Raw genomic sequence first — 22,597 nt, 5'->3', positions numbered from 1 at the left:
TTGCACTGGACGACACCAGACGAGGAGTCATGGCACTCGACCCGGATGACCCGCGACCGCCGTACGTGCAGGTCGCGAACGCTCTGCGCGCCGCCATCCTGACCAAGGTCTTCAAGGCAGGTGACAAGCTGCCGTCACGCGCGGAGCTGGCGAAGAAGTACGACGTCGCACCAATGACCGTGCAGAGCGCGCTACGCGAGCTGCGCGACGAGGGCTTGATCGTCTCCCGACAGGGCAGCGGCGTGTTCGTGCGAGAGCGCACCGAGCGCCCGGTCGGCCTGCGCCCGCACATCGAGCAAGCGTTCACGTCCGACCGCGTGACGATCGACTTCGCCGGCTTCTCCGGCGAGACGCTTCACGGCATCCTCCAGGAGCCACTGGACAAGATCCGCATCGGCCGACTGACGCCCGAGACGATCCACGTCCGCATCCTCGTCCCGGACCCCACCGTCCCGTGGTCAGTCCCCTGCACCGTCGAGGACCGATCCGACAGCCCGGCCTTCCGCGATCGCGCCGCCGAGATCATGCGCCGCCACACCCTCGCCATCGTGGACAACGTGACCGAGCTGGGCGAACTCGGCCTGGTCAAGGACGCCACCGCAGAAGTCCGCGTCCACCCAGCCGCACCACTCTTCAAGCTCTACCTGATCAACAACAATGAAGCCTTCTTCGGCTTCTACCCCGTCCGCGAACACGTCCTATCCCTAGACGGCCAACCCCAAGCCATCTACGACCTCATGGGCAAAGACGCCATCCTCTTCCACCACAGCACCACCGACGATGACACCAGCACCGGCAGCCAATACGTCGATCAAGCCCACACCTGGTTCAACAGTCTTTGGGAAACCATCGCAACGGATTATAAGCGTTGAACTCAAATCAAGTCGCGATTGACGAGCCAGAGAGTCTTGATCGTCTCTTGTCGATGACGGACACGTTGCTCCTGGACTTTGATGGACCAGTCTGCTCCGTCTTTGCAGGCATTTCAGCCGTTGACATCGCGAACAAACTTCGCAGAGACCTGGAAGTAAACCATGAAATCGGACTTCCAATGGAGATCGAGGCGAGCGCGGACCCGTTCGATGTACTTCGTTATGCAGCTAGAATGAATAGTTCAAGTGCACGATGCATAGAGAATCTCCTAGCAAGGTGCGAAATTGAAGCTGTTAAGCTGGCGAAACCCACCGATGGCGCACATGATCTGATTCGTGCGTGGCATCGGGCCGGGCGTCGGATAGCAATTGTCAGCAACAACTCGCGTACAGCAATCCAAAGCTACTGCGAAGCATACGCTCTCACCCCATACATTAGCTTCATCGCAGCTCGATCCTCACCGGACCCTGGACTTCTCAAGCCGAGTCCCTATCTCATCGACCGAGCGATCAGGCAACTAAGGGCAGCCAATGACAAAGCGTGCATGGTCGGCGACTCTCCCACGGATGCCGTAGCAGCACGGAACGCAGGAGTGCCTTGCATCGGATATGCCAATCGGACGAGCAAGGTCGAGACACTAGCCGAGGCTGGGGCAGCTATCATTGTTACTAACCTTGCGGACATCCTGGAAATCGTCACAGGGTGGTAGACAGATGCCAGCTTAAGTCATGCCGTTGACAATACGAACGTAGCTGCGCATACGTGGGTCTTCAAACCGATACATCCCTCTACCCGTGCGACGTAGGATTCTCGACCCATCTTCAGCCATAAGCCTCTGGAAGTAGTTGTTCAACGAGCCTTGCGATATCGGCTCGCCGATCCTTTCTTCAATAGCCGTACGCAACTCCGCTGACGTAAACTCGTCATCCTCCAGTGACGCTGCTGCTGCAAGAATGGTGCGGTACATGTCACTTTCGGAGCGTGTACTGTCATCGTAGATTCGCGTAAGGGTCCCCTCAGCGTCCGCTACCGCACGCTTCATCGCCACCACAAGATGCTCTTTGTGAATGAAGGTTCGACCATCGCTTATTGCATCTTCAGCGCATTTCAGAGCCAACAAGTGCGTGAAGTGAGGGTATCCGGCGCTCAACCGAACGATAGCTGCAACGGCCTGCTTACTGAAGGTCAGGCCGACCGCTTCAGCACCAGCAACGACAATTTCTTCTAGTTCATCATCTTTCATCCTTCGCAGCTTCGTTTCACGTAGGCATCGCTGCACAGACGGGTGCGCCGCGGTAAGCTGATCGCCGGTCTCAGCGATACCTACAACCATAATCTTGAAGGTTGAACCTGAATCGCTAAGCTGTTTGATCAACTCGGCGATTTTCTTTCTCTCTTCCGGCTCAACTACAGCATCAAATTCATCAATTACCAGCAAGCCTTCAAGATGCTCGAGCGCTTCGGCCGCACTCGAGGGTGATATGGCTTTATATGCCTGATAAGTTCTTGCAATATCACGCTTCCTCTCTCCGCCTGCATTCAGTATCCCGAGATCCAATTCACCTTTGCCGCCAGTGGAGCTAAGGTCGGTTATCTGGGTCAACGCGAGGTGGGCTCCAACCTCATTGAGCGGGCCTTGCAGGATAGTTTCGAAGACGTCCGACCTGTCGCACCTTTTGAGGAAAATCTTGGGTTGGACAACCTGAAATAAAACCTCCTTGACAACATTCGCGAGGGAACTTTTCCCGACACCCCGCTCGCCATACAGCAACACGTGCTGACCAGGAGTGTTGAGCGTCTCAACCAGCATCTGAACTTCTGTTTGCCGACCGAATAGAAGGTTGAAAGTGCTAATAGGTTTATGGGGAGTGAAAACGTGTCGAACCTTCGACTCTTCGATGCGCTCCTCTCGCCTCAAGCCGAACAAGTCTCCACTTTTCAGTGTTGGACGAGATCGTCCAACACGCCGGGACATCTGATCTGCCTGCTTCTTGCGACGCCTCGCCCTACTCATGTGGAGAGCATACGTACAGCCAAGGTCGATGGAGAAGCGCGACCTGCCGTGTCGATGTACTTATCTAGGCAGATTGCATACCGATGTACCGACTGCTGCCGAACTTGGCTCTATGGGATCAAGGCGCGCCGCCTGCGGCGGCGCGCGGTGCGAGCGACGCACGTTGGCACCGACTCCCCGCATCCCGGCACGCCGGGCTCCCGCTTCGCTTCGCCCGTCGGCCGTGCGCGGAGTCGGTGCACGTGGTCGGGTGGCGGCGCGCGCCAGCGACGAAGGCCGCCAGGACGAGAGCTGCCAGCGGCGCCGGTAGGGACGATCGCGCGGTCACGCGGCTTGGTCGGGCTGGGCACGGCGATCGACGCCCGCCGACGCTCCGCGCCTGCGGCCAACGGGGAGTGGCCGGGCATGGCTACGGGCACCACCTCGGCACGGGAGACGTCGCGGTTGGCGACGGTGTGCCGGGGTGGTGCCCGTAGTGAGTGATCGACTCTCAGGCCGTCTCCAGGCCGTGAGAGGTCGAGAAAGGTTGGTCAACGACGATGAACGTTGACCAGGTATGCGCAGGTTAGACGACCATTCCAGGTGATGTGGGCAGGTCAGGGCCACCCCGGCGCAAAATCTTCACCATCTTCGAGGGGACGTCGGAGATCCAGCGGTTGGTGGTGGCCAGGGCCATTTCCGGGATGTACATCAAGTGACGTGACGTCGCAGGTTCGCCTGGGTCCGGGCGGGGTCTTCGGGACGCGGAAGACCCCGTCCACTGCTTTCCGGGCGCGCTCGTGCTCCGCGCGAGTCGTGGCACTCATTCGGCCGCCTTCACCCAGTCGGAGATGTGACCATGTGCGGCATGTCCCCAGAGCCGTTCTTCAACGTCGTCCGTGACGGCGAGTCCGGCCCGCACGCCTGCCCTTGCTGCGGCTTCCTCACCCTCGGCGAACGGGGTGGCTACGAGATCTGCGACGTCTGCTTCTGGGAGGACGACGGCCAGGACGAGCACGATGCCGACCACGTACGAGGAGGCCCGAACCGAGGTCTCAGCCTGACCCGGGCCCGCGAGAACTACGGCCGGGTCGGCGCCGCCGGCCCGACGGACCTCAAGCACGTCCGACCGCCGACACCCGACGAGTACCCGCCTTCCTGGCTGCCAAGCCAGTCGGGGTGACGGGCCCTCAGCGCGTCACGTTCGTCGGTGGTCGGCAGCAGCACGTCCGCGCCGCCGTCGTAGGGGTGGTGGATGCGGCGCAGGTCCAGGTCGGTGATCATCACGTTGGCCTCGGCGTCGTCCGCCACCTCGCGCAGCAGGGTGTCGATGGCGCCGTTCGTCCACGGGATCCGCTTGGCGTACAAGTGCCAGTACGACGGGTAGTCCAGGTCCGGGTCCACGCAGATCGTCGTCCAGTGACCGGTCCCCGGCTCCGGATCCTCGCGCCACCGCATGGTGATCACGTAGACCTCCCCGCCGGCGAACAGCTCGTCCAGCACCGCGTTGTAGCGGTGCGGGGCGATGGCGTACTCGTCCTCGGTCCCGGGGTACCGCTTCGACTCCGGCAGGCTGTGGAAACGCACCCAGCGCTCGGGGTACGCGTGCTTGAGCCGGTGCGCCTCCGGGCCGCACCGATCCCACTGCCGGTCCCACCGGCGCGACAGGTCGGACACCGGTGGCACGGATTCCCGCAGCCAGTCGTCCAGGTGCCCGCGCACGTCCTCGGCGGCGAGGTCGGGGCGCAGTTCGGTCCTGGCACGCCAAGCGGGGCCCGTCAGCTCGACGACCAGCGCCGTCCCGGTCGTGGCGGAGTGCAGGGCGGGCACGATCGCCTGCCTCAGCCACCGGTCCTGGTGCTCCTGCACCCACTGGCACGCGGCGTCGGCCCACGGGCGCTCGTTCATCGGTCCACTCCGTGATCCTCGACGGCCGGGTCGGCTTGGGCGCCTCGTCGGGTGCGTCGGGCTCGATCGTCCTGAGGCCGAGGTGCCGGCCGAGTTCTACCAGGGCGTCTTCGGCCGCCGGTGGACGCGGGGTGAAGGACCTCGGCGTGGCCAAGGCCGAGGTCCTTCGCAGATGAGCGTCAGCGACCGGCTTCCGCCAGCCACGCCCGTTCGGCCGTGGTGTCGGGGACCTGGGTCTCCCAGCCGTTGACCGTGGCGATCAGCTGCCAGTAGCGCTCGGCCCTGGGGTCGCCGAACTCCTCCAACCGGCGGGACAGTTCCGGGCCGACCGGGAGGTCCAAGGCGGACGCCCACCTCTCGTTGATCTCGGCGACGATCGCCGCCGCCTCCGGCGAACGCGGGTCGATGCCCGCGTCCACCGCCTCGCGCGCCCGGGCGAACGCGTGCTGGAACGCCTCCATCTGCGCCGGCGAGTACGGCGCCAGGTCGGCGCCCTCCGCCCGCATCTCCTGGTGCCGCTGCGACATCCGCCGGATCGACGCCCGGAAGTCCGGGTCGCGCACCAGGTTCACCAGCTCGATCCACGCCTCCAACTGCTCCGGCGACGGGTCGTCCGGCAGGTCGACCCGGACCGACCGCATGCGCTCCAGGAACGCCTGGTCCATGTCGAACCCGCCGAACACCTCGTCGAAGAAGTCGTCCAGGATCGCCTGCCGCTCCTCCGCCGACAGCCGCGCGAACTCGTGCACCATCTCCACCTCCCCGTTCCGAGCCACGACCCGCAGCACGGCCCGGCGCAGCCGGAGCGTGCGCATCTGCGCGTCGATGGCTTCCGCGTGCGTCCGGGCCACCTCGGCCACGGACACCTCCCGTGCCAGGACCCGTTGCGCGGTGGGCAGGTCGACGCCCAGTTCACGCAGGGTCCGCACGAGCTTCAGCCGCGCCAGCCCGTCGACGTCGTAGGTGCGGAACCCGCCCACCGTGCGCCCCGCGACGGGGATCACACCGGAGTCGGAGTAGAACCGGATCGTCCGCGTGGACAACCCGGTCAACCGCGCCAGTTCGCCGATCGAGTAGTGCGTCACGGGGACCACCTTGAATTCTCCAGTCACTGGAACTTCAACCGATTAACGCGCTCGTCCGGCACGATTGCACCTCGTGCTCGACCACTTCGCCCCCTACTTGCCCGCCGGTGTCGCGTTCGCCGTGCTCATCGTCCTGTGGCTGGTGCTGCGGCTCGCCCGGCCCTCGCGCGGGACGACGCCGACGCCCCCGGTGGTGCTCCGCGAGAAACAGGTGGTCGCCGACGTCAAGGGGTCGATGGGTCGGTCGCTGGTCAAGTGGCTGGTGCTGGCCCTGCTGCTGGCCGCGGCCACCGGGTACGGGCTCTACCGGCTGCTCGGCCGACCGGCGCTGCCGTCGTCCACCAGCTTCACCACCGCCGAGCTGCTCGACCTGCTCAAGATCGGCCTCGCCGTGGTCGGCGGGCTGGGCGCGGTCGTCGCGCTGGCCGTCGGGTACCGCAAGCAGCAGGTGTCGGAAGCCGCGCACGTCATCGCCACCCGGCAGGAGCAGCGGGAGCGCACGAAGTTCTTCAACGAGCGCTACGGCAAGGCCGCCGAGCAGCTCGGCCACGAGAGCTTCGCGGTGCGCCTCGCGGGCGTGTACGCGATGGTCGGCCTGGCCGACGACTGGCCGGAGCAGCGCCAGACCTGCGTGGACGTGCTGTGCGGCTACCTGCGCACGCCCTACCCCGAGGAGGACCGCACGGAGCGCGAGGTGCGCCAGGAGATCATCAACACCCTGCTCGACCACACCTGGAAGGACTCGTGGACCGTCGGCGGCGTCGAGATGGACTTCCACGGCGTCGAGTTCGAGGACCTGGACCTGTCGGAACGCCGGTTCGTCGGCACCTTCAAGTTCGACGACGCCGTCTTCCGCGGCGCGCGCACCGACTTCGCCCGTTGCCGGGTCACGGGCACGCTCAGCTTCCGCCGGGCGCGGTTCACCGCCGCGGTCACGTCGTTCGAGGACCTCTCCGCCCGGTCCGCCACCCTCGACTTCGGCGAGGCCGAGTTCACCGGCGAGGTCGCCGACTTCTCCGCGACGGACCTCACCGCCGGCACCGTCGACCTGACCGGCGCGGCCCTGCGCGGCACGACCCTCACGTTCGCCGGGCTCGTCGGCACGAGCGCGACCATCGCCCTCGACGGCGCGGAGCTCAGCCGCTCGACCGTGGACCTGTCGATGGTGAACCTGCTCTCGGGCAGGGCCGACTCGGTGATCGGGCTGCGTGGAGTGGAGGCGCGGGAGTGCGCGTTCCGGTTCGACGGCAGCCACTTCCGGCAGACCCGGGTCAAGCTGCTCGACGCCGGGTTCACCCGCTGCGCGGTCACCGCGGAGGGCACCGAACCGGAGCACGTGGCGGAGGTGCTGAGAGGGATCGGTGACGCGGAAGGGCCGACGCCCGCGGTGGACGCCGGCCCTTCCGGTTCAGCCGATCGGTAGGTCGGTACTTCAGTAGGTCATCGCCACGCCGGGGTCGGCGAGCAGCGCGCCCACGTCGGCCAGGAACTGCGAGCCCTGCTGGCCGTCGACCACGCGGTGGTCGAAGCTGAGCGCCAGCTGGCACACCTTGCGCGGGACGACCTGGCCGTCCACCACCCACGGCATGTCCCGGATCGCGCCGAAGGCGAGGATCGCCGACTCGCCCGGGTTGATGATCGGGGTGCCCGTGTCGACGCCGAAGACGCCGACGTTGGTGATGGTGATCGTGCCGCCCATCATGTCCGCGGGCGTCGTCTTGCCGTCACGGGCGGTCGTGGCCAGGGCGTCCAGGGACACGGCCAGCTCGCGCAGCGACATGCGGTCGGCGTCGCGGACCTTCGGCACCACGAGACCGCGCGGCGTCGCGGCGGCGATGCCCAGGTGCACGTAGTCCTTGTAGACGATCTCCTGCGCCGCCTCGTCCCACGTCGCGTTGACGTCGGGCGTGCGGCGGACGGCCAGCACGACCGCCTTGGCGGCGAACGCCAGCGGCGTGAGCTTGACGTCGCGGAACTGCGGGGCGCTCTTCAGCCGCGCCCGCAGCTCCATCATCGGCGTCACGTCGACGGTCAGGAACTCGGTGACGTGCGGCGCGGTGAACGCGCTGTCCACCATCGCCTGCGCGGTCGCCTTGCGGACGCCCTTGATCGGCACGCGCCGCTCGCGCGACCCGGTCTCGACCGGCGCCGCGGCGGCGGCCGGGGTCGGGCCCGCGACGGCCTGCTCGACGTCTTCCCGCGTGATCACGCCACCCGGGCCGGAGCCCGCCAGCGCGCGCAGGTCGACGCCCAGGTCCTTGGCCAGCTTGCGCACCGGCGGCTTGGCCAGCGGCACGTAACCGCCCGGGGTCGCCGGTTCCGCGACCACCGGGGCGGGCGCGGGAGCGGAAACCGGAGCCGGAGCAGGCGCGGGAGCAGGCGCAGGCGCGGGAGCCGCGGCGACGGGAGCCGGCGCGTCCTTGCGCGGACGACGCTTCGCCGCACCGGCCCGCGGGCCGTAGCCGACCAGCGTGGCGATCCGGCCGCCCGGCATCTCCTCGCCGATCTTGCCGTTCGACGCGGGCGTGGACGCCGACGCGGGCGTCGGCGCGGAGGCCGGCGCCGAGCCGGACGGGTCCACGTCGATCGTGATGATCGGGACGCCGACCTCGACCGTCTGGCCGACCTCGACCAGCAACTCGGTCACCACGCCGTCCCACGGGCACGGCAGCTCGACGGCCGCCTTGGCGGTCTCGATCTCGACGATGACCTGGTTGACCTTCACCGCGTCACCCGGCTTGACGTGCCAGGTGAGGATCTCGGCCTCGGTCAGCCCCTCCGCCGTGTCGGGCAGGGGGAACTGCTTGAACTGCGGCACAGCTATCCCCCTACCAGGCCAGCGAGCGGTCGACGGCGTGCAGCACCCGGTCGAGGTCGGGGAGGAACTCCTCCTCCAACTTCGACGGCGGGTACGGGGTGTCGAACCCGGTCACCCGCAGCACGGGGGCCTGCAGGGAGTAGAAGCACTCCTGCTGCACCTTGGCCGCGATCTCGCTGGAGATGGAGGACTCGCTGGGCGCCTCGGTCACCACGACCAGCCGGCCGGTGCGCCGCACCGACTCGTACACGGGCGCGAGGTCCAGCGGCGAGAGCGAGCGCAGGTCGACGACCTCCAGCGAGCGCCCCTCCTCCTCGGCCGCCGCGGCGGCTTCCAGCGACGTGCGCACCATCGGCCCGTACGTCACCAGCGTGACGTCCGAGCCGGTGCGCAGCGTGCGCGAGGCGAACAGCGGTCCGGGCGCGGCGGTCGTGTCGACCTCGCCCTTCTCGTAGTAGCGCCGCTTGGGCTCGAAGAACAGCACCGGGTCGTCGCAGTCGATCGCCTGCTGGATCATCCAGTAGGCGTCGGCCGGGTTCGAGCACGCGACGACCTTGAGGCCGGCGGTGTGCGCGAAGTACGACTCGGGCGACTCGGAGTGGTGCTCGACCGCGCCGATGCCGCCGCCGAACGGCACCCGGATCACCATGGGCACCTTGAGCCGGCCCTGGGTGCGGAAGTGCAGCTTGGCGACCTGCGACACGATCTGGTCGAAGCCGGGGAAGATGAAGCCGTCGAACTGGATCTCGCACACCGGCCGGTAGCCGCGGATCGCGAGGCCGACGGCGGTGCCGATGATGCCCGACTCGGCCAGCGGGGTGTCCAGCACGCGCTGCTCGCCGAAGTCCTTCTGCAGGCCGTCGGTGATCCGGAAGACGCCGCCGAGCTTGCCGACGTCCTCGCCCATCACGATGACCTTGGGGTCGGCCTCCATCGACGCGCGCAGGCCGTTGTTCAACGCCTTCGCGATGGTCAGCGTCTGCACCGCGGGCGCGCCCGTGGCGTCAGCGGTGGGGCGGTCCATGGTCGGAGCGGCCATCAGTGCTCACCTCCCGCGAACCCGGCGTGGTAGGCCAGGAACTCGTCGCGTTGCGCCTCCAGGACGTGGTTGCCCTCGGCGTAGACCTCGCTGAAGATCCGCCCGGCGGGCGGGTCGGGCAGGTTGACGCAGTAGTCGCGCAGCTCGATCGCGATCCGCTCGGCCTCGGCCTCGACCGACTCGAAGTACGCCTGGTCGGCCCACTGCTGCTTGACCAGGTGCACCTTGACGCGCTCGATCGGGTCCTTCAGCTTCCACAGCTCCAGCTCGTCGGACAGCCGGTAGCGCGAGGGGTCGTCGGAGGTGGTGTGCGCGTCCATCCGGTAGGTGAACGCCTCGATCAGGATCGGGCCGTTGCCCTGGCGGCACTCCTCCAGCGCCCAGCGGGTGACCGCGAGGGTGGCCAGCACGTCGTTGCCGTCGACCCGGATGCCGGGGAAGCCGTAGCCGCGCGCCCGCTGGTAGAGCGGGAGGCGGGACTGGCGCTCGGTCGGCTCGGAGATGGCCCACTGGTTGTTCTGGCAGAAGAACACCAGCGGCGCGTCGTAGACCGCGGCCCACACGAAGCCCTCGTGCACGTCGCCCTGGCTGGTCGCGCCGTCGCCGAAGAAGCAGATGGTGGCCTCGCCGTCGGCGTCGCCCACCTTGCCGTCGAACTTCTGGCCCATGGCGTAGCCGGTGGCGTTGAGCACCTGGTTGCCGATGACGATCGTGTACGGGTGGAACCGGGTCGCCACCGGGTCCCACGTGCCGTTGTCGGTGCCCCGGAAGATGCCGAGCAGGTCGGTCGGCTTGACGCCGCGCGTCCACGCGATGCCGTGCTCGCGGTAGCTGGGGAACGCCATGTCCTCCGGGCGCATGGCCCGGCCGGCGCCGATCTGCGCGGCCTCCTGGCCGAGCAGCGGCACCCAGATGCCCAGCTCGCCCTTGCGCTGCAGCGCGTTGGCCTCGCGGTCGACCCGGCGGACCAGGACCATGTCGCGGTAGAGCCCGCGCAGCTCCTCGGCCGTGATGTCGATGTCGAAATCCGGGTGCTGGACGCGCTCGCCCTCGGGGGTGAGCAGCTGCACCAGGTCGGCGCCGCCCTCGTCTGTCGCTCGCAAGCCTGCGATCACCTGTTCCGCTGTCGGTTTGGCAGCAGTGGCCGGCGCGGCATCCGGCCCTGGGTGCGTCCATTTCTCGGGGGACGACATGCGCCTTGTCTCCTCGTCTACGAGGCCGCCCGGTCGCTTGTGGCGAGCCTGCGCGGCTGCACCGCCAGTCGCCGTCGTCCCCGGGGTGTGGGGGTCGGGCAACCGTCGGCGCTGACGGTGTTCTCATCCACATCCTGACATGGCGTCACACGACATGGTGAGCCCCGTCCCAGTTCGTGACCTCCGACGCAGCGGTCTGACGTGCGGTAACGGTTGGACGGCCAATCTTCGGCAGTCCGAGTAGAGCGTCCGACTACCGAACAGCCGCGTCCCGGTTACCGATCGTTAACCACCTTCCGTAGGGTTTCGGACACGCCGGGTCGACGGCAACGGCCCACGTCGGCACGGTCGCGTTGGATGGACTACCGACCATCGGCCGGACAGACCATTTCCACCACGCGAAACCCGCTCGGGTCCCGTTTCCGGGGGTCGCCGACCGACCGGGCCGTGACAGGATCGGGGCGTGGACCGTTCAGCGCTGACCCGTACCGTTCGCGGGCTCTGGGACGACGACATCCTCCCGAGCCTGTCCGCCTTGGTCGCGGTACCCGCGATCTCCCCAGCCTTCGACCCCGAGTGGGCCTCGCACGGCCACCTGGCCGCCGCGGTGGAGCACGTGCGCGCCTGGCTCGCCGACCGCGACCTGCCCGGCGCGACCGTCGAGGTCGTCGAGCTGCCCGACCGCACGCCCGTGCTGCTGGTCGACGTGCCCGGCACCGCGCCGACGTCCGACACCGTGCTGCTGTACGGCCACCTCGACAAGCAGCCGCCGGTCGGCGGCTGGGGCGAGGGCCTCGGCCCGTGGACGCCGGTCGTGCGCGACGGGCGGCTCTACGGCCGCGGCGCGGCGGACGACGGCTACTCCGGTTACGCCGCGATCGCCGCGATCGAGGGCGTCCGGCGCTCCGGCGGCACGCACTCGCGGTGCGTCGTGCTGCTGGAGACCGGCGAGGAGTCCGGCAGCCCGGACCTGCCCGCGTACCTCGAGCACCTCAAGCCGCGGCTCGGCGACGTGTCGCTGGTGGTGTGCCTCGACTCGGGCGGCAACGACTACGACCGGATGTGGCTGACCACGTCGTTGCGCGGGTTGGCGCAGGTCACGATGACGGTGCGGGTGCTGGAGAGCGGGCTGCACTCGGGCATGGCGAGCGGGATCGTGCCGTCGTCGTTCCGGATCGCCCGGCAGCTCCTCGACCGGCTGGAGGACTCCGCGACCGGCGAGGTGCTGGTGCGCGAGATGCACGTCGACATCCCGGAGAACCGGGTGGACGAGGTGCGCGACGCGGTGGCCAGCACGCCGGGCGTGCTGGTCGGGAGCGTGCCGTGGGCGGCGGGGACGCAGCCGATGGGCGCCGACGAGGTCGAGCTGGCGCTCAACTCCGGGTGGCGGCCGACGCTGTCGGTCACCGGCGCGTCCGGGCTGCCCGAGCCGGACGACGCGGGCAACGTGCTGCGGCCGTTCACCACCTTGGTGCTGAGCTTCCGGCTGCCGCCGACGGCCGACGCCGGTGCGTCGGTCGAGGCGGTGCGGCGGGCGTTGACGACCGACGTGCCGTACGGGGCGGTGGTGGAGCTGACCCGGGTGGAGTCCGCGGACGGGTGGAACGCGCCCGAGCTCGCGCCGTGGCTGCGGGAGACGTTGGACCGGATCGGCAAGGAGGTGTTCGACGCGCCCTGGCGGACGGTGGCGCTCGGCGGCTCGATCCCGTTCATGGGGCTGCTGCACGAGGCGTACCCGCAAGCGCAGTTCCTGGTCACGGGCGCGGTCGGGCCGGACTCCAACTGCCACGTGCCGGACGAGTGGCTGCACCTCGGGCACGCGGCCCGGATCACCGAGGCCGTGGCCGTGGTGCTGGACGCGCACGCGAAGCGCTGACGCGCGGGTGGACCGGGTGGCTCGCTGCCCGGTCCGCCGTCCAGCCCCGGCGCGGGCCGGCTCGTGAGCCCGGTCAGGCGGCCCACTTGCGGTTGAGGTCGCGGAGCAGGGCGAGGCCGGCGTCGGGGTTGGTGCCCGCGTACCGGCGGGCGCGGGCCAGTTCGTCGAAGCCCAGGGCGGCCATGCGGGCCTCGGTGAGGTCCGCGGTGAAGGTCCGGGTGACCGTGGCGAGGAACTGGACGCGGGCGGCCACCGCGTCCTTGAGTTGGCGGACCCGTTCGGACCGGCCCGTGTAGGCGGCGCGGACGGCGTCGCCGTAGGTCTTGAGGTCGGTGGCCGGGCGTTCGTCGAGCAGGCGCAGCAGCCCGGTGACGCCCTCGCGGTCGTCCACGGCGGTCAGGGCGTCGGCGGTGGCCTGGCAGGCACGGGTGAGCTCGGCCTCGACGAGGGCGCGCACGACGTCGACGATGTCGCGTCCCGGCCGCTCGCGGCCGAGGTCCACGATCGACCGCGCGGTGCGCACGAGGTGGCGGGCCAGGCCGCCGGAGAACACGTACGCCAGGGCGTGGAACTGCTCCGACAGGTCGAGCACGTAGCGGCGGAGCAGCTTGCGCGCGTACGCGAAGTCCAGGTAGTCGACCCGCACCACCTCGTCGAACGAGCTGTCGAAGACGCTGCGCAGCCCGATGCCGGACAGCTCGAAGTCGTGCTGCGCCTCGGTGGAGACCGACACCAGGTAGTAGCAGCCCTGGACGTCGAAGATCGCCTTGATCTCGTTGAGCAGCCGCCGCGCGGGCTCCCCCGTGCCGATGCGGTCGAGCTCGTCGACGCCGATGATCACCCGGCCGGGTTCGCGCTCACGCTCGGTGGCCTGCTCGGCGGCGATCCGGCCGAGGAACACCCGGAAGCGCTTGACCACCTCGGGGTACGTCGGCGCGCGGCCGGTCAGCGTCACCGTGCGCTTGCCGGCCAGCTCGAAGCCCTTGAACCCGCCCTTGCCGCTGATCTCGTCGGCGTTCATCCGCACGTAGTTCAGCGAGGTCAGGTGCTCCCGCGCGGCCGACGCCAGCGGGTCGCGCGGCCCGAACCGGGCGAGCACCGCCTCGCAGACCTCGGCGAACAGGTGCACGACGAACTCCTGCGGCACGTAGTCCACCGGCGCGGACACCAGGACGGCCAGGTCGGGCGCACGGCCCGCCGCCGCGTACCGGCCGCCGCAGAACGCCCGGAGCAGGTTCGTCTTGCCCGCGCCGCGCGGTCCGGCGACGGCGAAGCTGCCGCCGTCGAGCCGGTCGACCAGCCCGGCCAGCACCGCGCCCGCCGGTGTCGGGACGTGCATCCGCAGCGGGTCGGCCCGGACGACCGCGAACGCCTCGCGCGCCGTGAGGGTGGTGGAGTGCACGGGCGGCGACGCCTCGTTCAGCCGGCTGTAGAGCACCGGCAGCACGCCGTCGACCACGACGCTGTCCTCCCAGGCCTTGAGCGCGGCACGCGCCACCTCGCTCCGGCCCGCGTGCGTGAAGCCGTCGAACAGCGTGCGGACGGTCCAGACAGCCGACAGCAGGACCGCGAACAGGCCGAGCAGCCCCGCCAACCGCCAACCACCGGGCAGCGATCCGAACAGCGGCTCCCAACCGAGCACGGGCAGCAACGCCCCGCACCACAGCCAGGCGATCACGAACCGGCGACTGAAGCCGTCGTCCGCGACGGACCACTTCAGCATCATGACCAGGTCGGCCAGGACCGCGAACGCCGCACCGCCCGCGGCGGCCGTGAGCACCCAGAGCCAGTGCAGGTGGAGCAGGGAGGTGACGAACGCGCCGAGGGCCGCGAAGCCGAGCACCGGCGTGACGAGCAGCACCCACCGCCCGATCGGGGCGGTCACCTCGAACCACGCCCACCAGCCCGGGCGCTCGGTCCGGTACCGCTGCTCGGCCTGGCCGGCCGCCGCCAGGACGGCGGTTCCCGTGCCGTCCAACGCGGTGAGCAGGTCTGCCCGCGTCACGTGCCCCGCGTCGACCGCCCGCCTCACCTCCGGCCGCTCCAGCGCCGCGGCCACCGCGCGTTCCAGCACCCGCTCCGGCACGTCCGCGCCGCTGTGCCAGGGAGGTAAGTCGTAGTCCACGGAGCGTGACGATGACACCGCCTGACGGGGTTGGCAAACACCGCTCAGGACTGTGACCTAACCCGTCGGTAACCGGTTTACTGAACCGATGCCGCACACTGGCCGAGTGAACGAGCACAGCCGGCAAGCCGAGCGGACGCGGTTGGCGGAGTCCGACTCCCCGACCGCACCCTGGCGTCTCTGGGGCCCCTACCTGGCCGGACGGCAGTGGGGGACGGTCCGCGAGGACTACTCGGCGAGCGGCGACGCGTGGACGTCCTTCCCGTTCGACCACGCCCGCTCACGCGCCTACCGCTGGGGCGAGGACGGCATCGCCGGCATCTGCGACGTGCACGGCTTCCTCAACCTGGCCGTCGCGCTCTGGAACGGCCGCGACCCGATCCTCAAGGAGCGCTACTTCGGGCTCACCAACAACGAGGGCAACCACGGCGAGGACGTCAAGGAGCACTGGTGGGTGACCGACGGCACGCCGACGCACTCCTGGATGCAGGTCGTCTACCGGTACCCGCAGCGTGAGTTCCCCTACGCCGAGCTGCGCGAGATGGCCAAGCGCGCCGGCCGCAACGAGCGCGAGCCGGAGCTGTCCGACACCGGCGTGCTGGACGAGAACCGGTTCTTCGACGTCCGGGTGACCTACGCCAAGGCGGGCCCGAAGGACATCTGCGTCGAGCTGACCGCCACCAACCACGGCCCGGACCCGGCGCCGGTGCACCTGCTGCCGCAACTCTGGTTCCGCAACACGTGGGCGTGGGGCCGCGACGACCGCAAGCCGAGCCTGCGCGCCTGCACGCGGGACGGCTGGCGCCGGATCACCGCCGAGCACGCCGCGCTCGGCCGGTACACGCTGCACGTCGAGGGCACGCCGACGCTGCTGGTCACCGACAACGAGACCAACGAGGTCGAGCTGTTCGGCACCGGGCACAACGCGACCGGCCGCACCAAGGACGGCATCGACCGGTACGTCGTCGGCCGGGACGCCGGGGCGTGCCAGGTCGTCGGGCCGGACGACACCGGCGACCCCGGCACGAAGGTCGCCGCCTGGTACTCGTTCGACCCGGTCGAGCCGGGCGAGTCGGTCACCGTGCGGCTGCGCCTGGTGGACGGCGACGGGCACCTCGACGCGTTCGGGCCGAGCTTCCAGGACACGCTGGACCAGCGCCGGGCCGAGGCCGACGAGTTCCACCACACCGACCTCGACCTGGACCCCAAGCGCGCCGCCGTGGTCAGGCGGGCGCTGGCGGGCCTGATGTGGACCAAGCAGCACTACCGCTTCCGCACCCGCGAGTGGCTCGACGGCGACCCGGCGCAGCCCGCCGCGCCGACCTCGCGCAAGAACATGCACGCCCGCAACGCGCACTGGCGGCACTTCGACGTGGCCGACGTGATCTCCATGCCGGACGAGTGGGAGTACCCCTGGTTCGCCGCGTGGGACCTCGCGTTCCACACCGTGCCGTTCGCGAAGGTCGACCCGGCGTTCGCCAAGGAGCAGCTGCTCCTGCTGTGCCGCGAGTGGCTGATGCACCCCAACGGCCAGCTGCCCGCCTACGAGTGGGAGTTCGGCGACGTCAACCCGCCCGTGCACGCGTGGGCGGCGTTGCAGGTCTACCGGTCCGAGGAGGTCAAGGACCGCAAGTTCCTGGCCAAGGTCTTCCACAAGCTGCTGCTGAACTTCTCCTGGTGGGTCAACCGCAAGGACGCCGACGGCAGCTACCTGTTCGAGGGCGGCTTCCTCGGCATGGACAACATCGGACCGGTGAACCGGTCGGAGCCGATGCTGGGCCAGTGGCGGCTGGAGCAGTCGGACGCCACGTCGTGGATGGCGGCCTACAGCCTGCACCTGATGCAGATCGCGCTGGAGCTGGCGCGGCACGACGAGTCGTACGAGGACGTGGCCACGAAGTTCGTGGAGCACTTCCTGAGCATCGCCGAGGCGTCCACGCAGTTCGGTTCCGGCGGGCGCGGCATCTGGGACGAGACCGACGGCTTCTGCTACGACGTGGTGTCGCGGCGGCTGCCGGACGGGCACGTCGAGTCGCAGCCGGTGCGGGTGCGGTCGATGGTCGGCCTGATCCCCGTGCTGGCGTGCGCGGTGCTGGAGCCGTGGGTGTTCGAGGAGCTGCCCGACTTCGCGCGGCGGCTGGAGCACCTGCTGGCGAAGCGGCCCGAGCTGCAGCAGTTCCTCAGCCGCAGCGGCGGCGGCGCGCTGCTCAGCCTGCTGGACGAGCGCAAGCTGCGGCGCGTGCTGAGCCGGATGCTGGACGAGGGCGAGTTCCTCTCGCCGCACGGCATCCGCAGCCTGTCCGCGGCGCACCGCGAGGGCCTGGAGGTGCAGGTCGCCGACCAGGAGCACCGGATGGGCTACGAGCCCGGCGAGTCGCGCACGCCGATGTTCGGCGGCAACTCCAACTGGCGCGGCCCGGTCTGGTTCCCGACCAACGCCCTGCTCGTGGAGGCCCTGCGCACGATCGAGGAGTTCCACGGCGGAAGGTTCCACGTGGAACTTCCCACTCGCAGCACGCGGCACGTGACGGCCGGGCAGGCGGCGGACGAGCTGGTCAGACGCCTGGTGTCGCTGTTCCTGCCCGACCACGACGGCCGGCGGCCCGCGGACGGCAAGCGGATCGAGTCGACCGACTCACCCTTGTGGCGGGAGCACGTCACCTTCAGCGAGTACTTCGACGGCGACACGGGCGAAGGGCTGGGCGCCACCCACCAGACGGGGTGGACCGCACTGGTCGCGAGCCTGTTGACGGATCGTCGTCAAACCGGCGCTCTGGGTGAATCAATTGTGTGATTAATGCCAACCGGCTGAATGATTTGCGGCCATCTGCGCCCTGTGACGCAAGATTCATGCACACCGAAGTTCTGTAACACGCACGTGCTGTGCACCCAGTCACCCAAGTGGCAGTATGCCGAACACTCGACCGACACAGTTACGAGGAGTGACGCCGTGGCCCGTCGTACCAGGCACGCTGCGCTCGCCCTGTTCCCCGTGCTCGCCTTGGCGGCCACGATGACGGCGTGCGCGACCAAGGTCAACACCGGCTCGCAGGACAGCGGGTCGGGCATCTCCCTGGTCCAGAGCGGCAAGCTGGTCACCTGCACCCACCTTTCCTACAAGCCCTTCCAGTTCTCCGAGGGCGACAAGACCGTCGGCTTCGACGTCGACCTGGTCGATCTGGTGGCCAAGGAACTGGGCGTCACCCAGGAAATCTTCGACACCCCGTTCGAGACCATCACCTCCGGCGAGGTCTTCAACACCGGCAAGTGCGACCTGGCCGCGGCCGGCATGACCATCAAGCCGGACCGCGCCGAGGTCATCGACTTCTCCGAGCCGTACTTCGACGCCTCGCAGGCGCTGCTGGTCAAGAAGGACTCGCCGGTCAAGACCCTCGACGACCTCAAGGGCAAGAAGATCGGCGTCCAGCTGGAGACCACCGGCGAGATCTACGCCAACGAGAACGCGGCGAAGCACGGCTACACGGTCGTGCAGTTCGAGGACCTGCCGCTGATGGAGACCGCCGTGCGCACCGGCGCGGTGGACGCGGCCATCAACGACAACGGCGTGCTGCTGGACTACGTCAAGGAGTTCCCGGACACCGCCGTGGTCGCGGAGTTCGACACGCAGGAGAAGTACGGCGTCGGCTTCAAGAAGGGCAACACCGCCCTGAAGGCGAAGTTCGACGAGGTCCTGAAGAAGGCCAAGGACAGCGGCAAGTACGACGAGATCTACGAGAAGTGGTTCGGCAAGAAGCCGGAGTCGAAGTAACCGGCTGACGACGGGGCCGGTGCGACCGCACCGGCCCCGCGCCTTGTCCACCCCAGCCCACGAGGTAAACCCACATGGCACTCTCCAAGCGCCAACGCGCGAAGGCGTTCCGCGCCGGCCAGTACGCGTTGCTGGTCGTGGTGGCCGCCGTCCTGGCGGTCGTCGCCGACTGGGGCGAGATCCAGCGCAGCTTCTTCAACCTCGAGATCGCCGCGGAGATGTTCCCGAACGCCATCACCGTGGCGTTGAAGAACACGCTCGTCTACACGGCCCTCGGCTTCGCGTTCGGCCTGGCGCTCGGCCTGGTGCTGGCGCTGATGAAGCTCTCGCCGGTCGCGCCGTACCGGTGGCTGGCCACGATCTACATCGAGTTCTTCCGCGGTGTGCCGGCGCTGCTGGTGTTCATCGCGCTGAGCTTCGGCGTGCCGCTGGCGTTCGGGCTCCAGTTCGACATCTACTCGACCGTGATGCTGGCGCTGGGCATCGTCGGCGCCGCGTACATGGCCGAGACGATCCGCGCGGGCATCCAGGCGGTGCCGAAGGGCCAGATCGAGGCCGCCCGCTCGCTCGGCATGTCGCAGGGCCGCACGCTGCTGACCGTGGTGATCCCGCAGGCGTTCCGGATCATCCTGCCGCCGCTGACCAACGAGCTGATCCTGCTCACCAAGGACTCGTCGCTGATCTACATCATCGGCCTGGCCCGCGACCAGTACGAGCTGACCAAGTTCGGCCGCGAGACGCTGAGCCGGTCGCCGTCGCTGACCCCGATCCTGGTGGTCGGCCTGTGCTACCTGCTGATCACGCTGCCGCTGGGCCACCTGTCGCGGTACCTGGAGCGGCGCACGGGCGGCAAGAAGATCAGCACGCCGGAATCGACGGGGTTGGGGGTGTCCGCGTGAGCGAGGCGGCGGTCGAGATCACCGGCCTGAAGAAGTCGTTCGGCTCGCTGGACGTGCTCAAGGGCATCGACGTCCGGGTCGAGCGCGGTGACGTCGTGTGCATCATCGGGCCGTCCGGCTCGGGCAAGTCCACGCTGCTGCGCTGCGTGAACCTGCTGGAGGAGCCGACCGGCGGCAAGATCGTGGTCAACGGCACCGAGCTGACCGACCCGGACGTGGACATCGACGCGGCGCGCACCCGCATCGGCATGGTGTTCCAGTCGTTCAACCTGTTCTCGCACCTGAGCGTGCTGAACAACCTCATGGTGGCGCAGCGCAAGGTGCTCAAGCGGGACGCGAAGCAGGCGCAGGAAGTCGCGTTGCGCAACCTGGAGCGGGTCGGGCTGTCGGACAAGGTCAACGCCATGCCCAACCAGCTCTCCGGCGGCCAGCAGCAGCGCGTGGCGATCGCGCGGGCGCTGTCGATGGACCCCGACGTGATGCTGTTCGACGAGCCGACCTCGGCGCTGGACCCGGAGCTCGTCGGCGACGTGCTCGGGGTGATGCGGCAGCTCGCCGACGAGGGCATGACGATGCTCGTGGTGACGCACGAGATGCAGTTCGCCCGCGAGGTGGCCGACCGGGTGCTGTTCATGGACGGCGGGTACGTCGTCGAGGAAGGCCCGGCCGAGCAGGTCATCGGCGCGCCGCAGCACGAGCGCACGCAGTCGTTCCTGGCCCGCGTGCTCGACCCGACGCACCAGGGGCCGACCGGCGCCTGACCCCCGGGTGCGCCGATCCCGCCACGGGTGTCGGTCGGTGCCCCTATTGTGCTTTCCCATGGCTGAGTCGGGGGCGCGCGGGCTGGACGTGTTCGACCCCAGCCCGCCCCGCTCCGCCCGGCTGGCCGCCGCCGAGGTGCTGCGCGGCGTCGGCGAGCCGGACGGCACGTGGCGGTTACCCCGGCGGCGGGCCGGGATGCCGCCGGTGGTGCGGGTGGCGGACAAGTTCCTGACCGGCGCGCTGGACCTGCGCGCGGTGGAGTTCCCGTACCTGCTGGAGTTCGTGCGGTGCCGGTTCGAGGAACCGCCGGACCTGCGGCAGGGCAAGCTGGCCGGCATCGAGTTCGCCGACTGCTGGCTGCCCGGCCTCTCGGCGCGGAACCTGAGCAGCGCCAACGAGGTCTCGCTGGCCGGCAGCACGGTCGAGGGCCTGGTCGACCTGGTCGACGCGGACGTGGCCGGTTCGCTGTCGTTGCGGGACAGCGCCCTGGTCCTGCCCGACGGGATCGCCCTGCACGCCGACCGGTTGAAGGTCGCCGGCGGCCTGCTGGCGCAGCGGGTGCGGGTGACCGGCGAGCTGCGGATGGCGGGCGCGCACGTCGGCGGGTACTGCAACTTCAGCGGCGGGCGGCTGACCAACCCGCTCGGCCACTCGGTCAACGGCACGGGGCTGCACGTGGGCGGCAACCTGCTGATGAACGGCTGCACGTTGCGCGGCACCGTGCTGCTCGCGGGCGCGCGGGTCGACTCGGCGCTGACGCTGCGCGGCTCGACCGCCGCCGAGGGCCGGGCCGACGACGACGCGCTGGACCCGCACTCCGACCCGAACGCCACGCTCGTGTTCGACCGCATCGCGGTGGACGGCGACGTGCAGCTGGACCGGGGCTTCCGCAGCGCCGGCACCGTGCGCATGGTCAACGCCTCGCTCGGCGGCACGCTGTCGCTGTCCGGCGGCGAGTTCGACGCGATGGGCGAGGCGGACAGCGAGCCGACCGGCTACGGTCGCGCGTTGGCCACGGACACCGCGGAGCCCACGGGGTTCGGGCGCGCGCTGCACCTGGACGGCACGACGGTCGGCGGTGACATCATCGGCCGCCAGGCGACCGTGCGCGGCCAGCTGCGCATGGTCGACCTCCAGGCCAAGGGCAGCCTCATCCTCGACGGGTCCACCTTGGACAACCCGAGGGCGGACGCCGTGCTGGGCAACCGGTCGCGCATCGGCAGCAACTTCGCCGCGCGCGAGGTCGAGGTGGCCGGCGGGTTGGAGCTGCGCGCGGTGCACGTCGGCGCGAACCTCGACCTGCGCGGCAGCCGGATCACCCAGCCGGGCCGGTACCGGCACCAGCCGGCGGGCAAGCCGTCGCTCGACGTCGGCGGCGCGATCATCGGGCGCGACCTCATCTGCGCGCGTGGTGCGAAGGAGTTCGTCGCGCACGGCGGCGTGCGGGCCAGGCGGGCGCAGGTGGGCCGGATGGCCACGTTCGCGGGCGCCGTGCTGGGCGACAAGCTCGACGCGCACGCGTTGAACCTGCTCGGGATGGCGGTGCAGGAGCTGGAGCTGACGCCGATCAGCCCGCCGCGCGGCGACGTGACGCTGCGGCAGGTGCGCTGCACGGTGTTGGACGACAACGAGGTCTTCTGGGGCGCGACCGGGCGGATCGACCTGGAGGAGTTCCGCTACGACTCGCTGCGGCACCCGATCGACCTGCGTGACGACGGCGAGGTCGACCGGCGGCTGCGCTGGCTGCGGCAGGCGATGCGGCGCACGTACCGGCCGGGTCCGTACGACCAGTTCGCCGAGATGCTGCGCGCGGGCGGCAACGACGAGCACGCGGCCACCGTGCTGGTGGAGAAGCAGCGGCTGCGGTACCGGGCGGTCGCCGAGGGCCGCCGCCGGCTGCGACCGCTCGTGCTGCTGTGGAGCTGGCTGCAGCGCGCGATGGTCGGCTACGGCTACCGCCCGGCCCGCGCGCTGGCCTGGCTGGTGGTGGCGTGGCTGCTGGGCAGCATCTGGTTCGCCACCGGGCCGGAGCTGGAGGAGATCAACGCCGACGACGAGCTGTCGTGGAACGCGTGGCTGTACACCATCGACCTGGTGGTGCCGATCGTCGACTTCGGCAACAAGAACCGGTGGAACCCGCCGGGCCTGTCGCAGTGGATCGCGTCCGGGCTGATCGTGACGGGGTGGGTGCTGGCCACGACGGTGGCGGCGGGCGTGACCCGGCTGCTGAAGCGCTGACCCCGCTCATTCGCGTACG

General features: G+C 69.4%; 17 protein-coding genes. 10 read left to right on the top strand and 7 right to left on the bottom strand.

All coding sequences use genetic code 11. From position 1 onward, the window contains the following. Positions 1-29: 29 nt before the first annotated feature. On the top strand, positions 30-872 hold the full coding sequence (locus tag ACZ7GX_RS01530) for a GntR family transcriptional regulator (protein ID WP_498771606.1): 843 nt from the start codon (positions 30-32) through the stop codon (positions 870-872). Between the two features lie 53 nt (positions 873-925). After that, positions 926-1,582: an HAD family hydrolase gene (locus ACZ7GX_RS01525; protein ID WP_498771604.1), complete on the top strand. Its 657-nt coding sequence runs from the start codon at positions 926-928 to the stop codon at positions 1,580-1,582. Positions 1,583-1,594: 12 nt separating this feature from the next. Here the strand turns inward: ACZ7GX_RS01525 and ACZ7GX_RS01520 are convergent, their stop codons facing one another. Further along, the gene (locus tag ACZ7GX_RS01520; protein WP_498771968.1) at positions 1,595-2,848 is read right to left on the bottom strand and encodes an nSTAND1 domain-containing NTPase; all 1,254 of its coding nucleotides are present in this window, start codon (positions 2,846-2,848) and stop codon (positions 1,595-1,597) included. 877 nt (positions 2,849-3,725) lie between these two features. Between ACZ7GX_RS01520 and ACZ7GX_RS01515 the strand changes: the two genes are divergently transcribed. Beyond that, a complete protein-coding gene (locus ACZ7GX_RS01515) occupies positions 3,726-4,049 on the top strand; it encodes a CPCC family cysteine-rich protein (RefSeq protein WP_498771602.1) in 324 nt (107 codons plus the stop codon). On the opposite strand, the gene ACZ7GX_RS01510 is transcribed toward ACZ7GX_RS01515, so the two are convergent. Both ACZ7GX_RS01510 and ACZ7GX_RS01505 read right to left on the bottom strand, forming a co-directional pair. Next, a complete protein-coding gene (locus tag ACZ7GX_RS01510; protein WP_498771600.1) occupies positions 3,947-4,774 on the bottom strand; it encodes a DUF3885 domain-containing protein in 828 nt (275 codons plus the stop codon). The two genes, ACZ7GX_RS01515 and ACZ7GX_RS01510, sit on opposite strands and share 103 nt — an antisense overlap. Before the next feature lie 179 nt (positions 4,775-4,953). Continuing rightward, complete coding sequence (locus ACZ7GX_RS01505) at positions 4,954-5,859, bottom strand: helix-turn-helix domain-containing protein (RefSeq protein ID WP_498771598.1); 906 nt, start codon at positions 5,857-5,859, stop codon at positions 4,954-4,956. Between the two features lie 73 nt (positions 5,860-5,932). Between ACZ7GX_RS01505 and ACZ7GX_RS01500 the strand changes: the two genes are divergently transcribed. Further along, complete coding sequence (locus ACZ7GX_RS01500; protein ID WP_498771596.1) at positions 5,933-7,282, top strand: pentapeptide repeat-containing protein; 1,350 nt, start codon at positions 5,933-5,935, stop codon at positions 7,280-7,282. Between the two features lie 9 nt (positions 7,283-7,291). Here ACZ7GX_RS01500 and ACZ7GX_RS01495 read toward each other — a convergent pair whose 3' ends face one another. The 3 genes from ACZ7GX_RS01495 to pdhA are packed head-to-tail and all read right to left on the bottom strand — an operon-like array spanning position 7,292 to position 10,909. Then, the gene (locus ACZ7GX_RS01495) at positions 7,292-8,677 is read right to left on the bottom strand and encodes a dihydrolipoamide acetyltransferase family protein (RefSeq protein ID WP_498771594.1); all 1,386 of its coding nucleotides are present in this window, start codon (positions 8,675-8,677) and stop codon (positions 7,292-7,294) included. Positions 8,678-8,687: 10 nt separating this feature from the next. Next, positions 8,688-9,716, bottom strand: a complete 1,029-nt coding sequence (locus ACZ7GX_RS01490) for an alpha-ketoacid dehydrogenase subunit beta (protein ID WP_498771592.1) — start codon at positions 9,714-9,716, stop codon at positions 8,688-8,690. After that, positions 9,716-10,909, bottom strand: coding sequence for a pyruvate dehydrogenase (acetyl-transferring) E1 component subunit alpha (gene pdhA, locus ACZ7GX_RS01485; RefSeq protein ID WP_498771590.1), 1,194 nt, complete (start codon positions 10,907-10,909; stop codon positions 9,716-9,718). The genes ACZ7GX_RS01490 and pdhA overlap by 1 nt, the downstream gene beginning before the upstream one ends. Positions 10,910-11,372: 463 nt before the next feature. On the opposite strand from pdhA, the gene ACZ7GX_RS01480 reads away from it, so the two are divergent. After that, the gene (locus tag ACZ7GX_RS01480) at positions 11,373-12,785 is read left to right on the top strand and encodes a M20/M25/M40 family metallo-hydrolase (RefSeq protein WP_498771588.1); all 1,413 of its coding nucleotides are present in this window, start codon (positions 11,373-11,375) and stop codon (positions 12,783-12,785) included. Between the two features lie 73 nt (positions 12,786-12,858). On the opposite strand, the gene ACZ7GX_RS01475 is transcribed toward ACZ7GX_RS01480, so the two are convergent. Then, on the bottom strand, positions 12,859-14,910 hold the full coding sequence (locus ACZ7GX_RS01475) for a hypothetical protein (RefSeq protein ID WP_498771585.1): 2,052 nt from the start codon (positions 14,908-14,910) through the stop codon (positions 12,859-12,861). Between the two features lie 106 nt (positions 14,911-15,016). Here ACZ7GX_RS01475 and ACZ7GX_RS01470 point away from each other — a divergent pair, with 106 nt between their 5' ends. The 5 genes from ACZ7GX_RS01470 (at position 15,017) to ACZ7GX_RS01450 (ending at position 22,578) form a co-directional block, all read left to right on the top strand. Further along, positions 15,017-17,704 (top strand): MGH1-like glycoside hydrolase domain-containing protein, encoded by a 2,688-nt coding sequence (locus ACZ7GX_RS01470; RefSeq protein ID WP_498771583.1) that lies wholly within the window; start codon positions 15,017-15,019, stop codon positions 17,702-17,704. Positions 17,705-17,860: 156 nt separating this feature from the next. After that, entirely contained in the window at positions 17,861-18,679 is an 819-nt protein-coding gene (locus ACZ7GX_RS01465; protein WP_498771581.1) for a transporter substrate-binding domain-containing protein, read from the top strand. Between the two features lie 74 nt (positions 18,680-18,753). After that, a complete protein-coding gene (locus ACZ7GX_RS01460; protein ID WP_498771579.1) occupies positions 18,754-19,578 on the top strand; it encodes an amino acid ABC transporter permease in 825 nt (274 codons plus the stop codon). Further along, positions 19,575-20,339 carry an amino acid ABC transporter ATP-binding protein gene (locus ACZ7GX_RS01455; RefSeq protein WP_498771577.1) on the top strand — a complete coding sequence of 255 codons (765 nt, stop codon included), beginning with the start codon at positions 19,575-19,577 and terminating at the stop codon, positions 20,337-20,339. Before ACZ7GX_RS01460 ends, ACZ7GX_RS01455 begins: the two co-directional genes overlap by 4 nt. Before the next feature lie 58 nt (positions 20,340-20,397). Beyond that, entirely contained in the window at positions 20,398-22,578 is a 2,181-nt protein-coding gene (locus tag ACZ7GX_RS01450; RefSeq protein WP_498771575.1) for a hypothetical protein, read from the top strand. The last annotated feature ends 19 nt before the right edge of the window (positions 22,579-22,597 follow it).

Source organism: Actinosynnema sp. NPDC037264, assembly GCF_055603705.1.
The sequence above is the reverse complement of the archived record's forward strand: the minus strand, read 5'-3'. Positions and strand labels throughout refer to the sequence as shown.

What these genes read in the sequence shown, in the direction of transcription:
- ACZ7GX_RS01520 (WP_498771968.1), bottom strand. Translation starts at nt 2,848, where the DNA reads ATGTCCCGGCGTGTTGGACGATCTCGTCCAACACTGAAAAGTGGAGAC.
- ACZ7GX_RS01530 (WP_498771606.1), top strand. Translation starts at nt 30, where the DNA reads ATGGCACTCGACCCGGATGACCCGCGACCGCCGTACGTGCAGGTCGCG.
- ACZ7GX_RS01490 (WP_498771592.1), bottom strand. Translation starts at nt 9,716, where the DNA reads ATGGCCGCTCCGACCATGGACCGCCCCACCGCTGACGCCACGGGCGCG.
- ACZ7GX_RS01510 (WP_498771600.1), bottom strand. Translation starts at nt 4,774, where the DNA reads ATGAACGAGCGCCCGTGGGCCGACGCCGCGTGCCAGTGGGTGCAGGAG.
- ACZ7GX_RS01525 (WP_498771604.1), top strand. Translation starts at nt 926, where the DNA reads ATGACGGACACGTTGCTCCTGGACTTTGATGGACCAGTCTGCTCCGTC.
- ACZ7GX_RS01450 (WP_498771575.1), top strand. Translation starts at nt 20,398, where the DNA reads ATGGCTGAGTCGGGGGCGCGCGGGCTGGACGTGTTCGACCCCAGCCCG.
- ACZ7GX_RS01515 (WP_498771602.1), top strand. Translation starts at nt 3,726, where the DNA reads ATGTGCGGCATGTCCCCAGAGCCGTTCTTCAACGTCGTCCGTGACGGC.
- pdhA (WP_498771590.1), bottom strand. Translation starts at nt 10,909, where the DNA reads ATGTCGTCCCCCGAGAAATGGACGCACCCAGGGCCGGATGCCGCGCCG.
- ACZ7GX_RS01460 (WP_498771579.1), top strand. Translation starts at nt 18,754, where the DNA reads ATGGCACTCTCCAAGCGCCAACGCGCGAAGGCGTTCCGCGCCGGCCAG.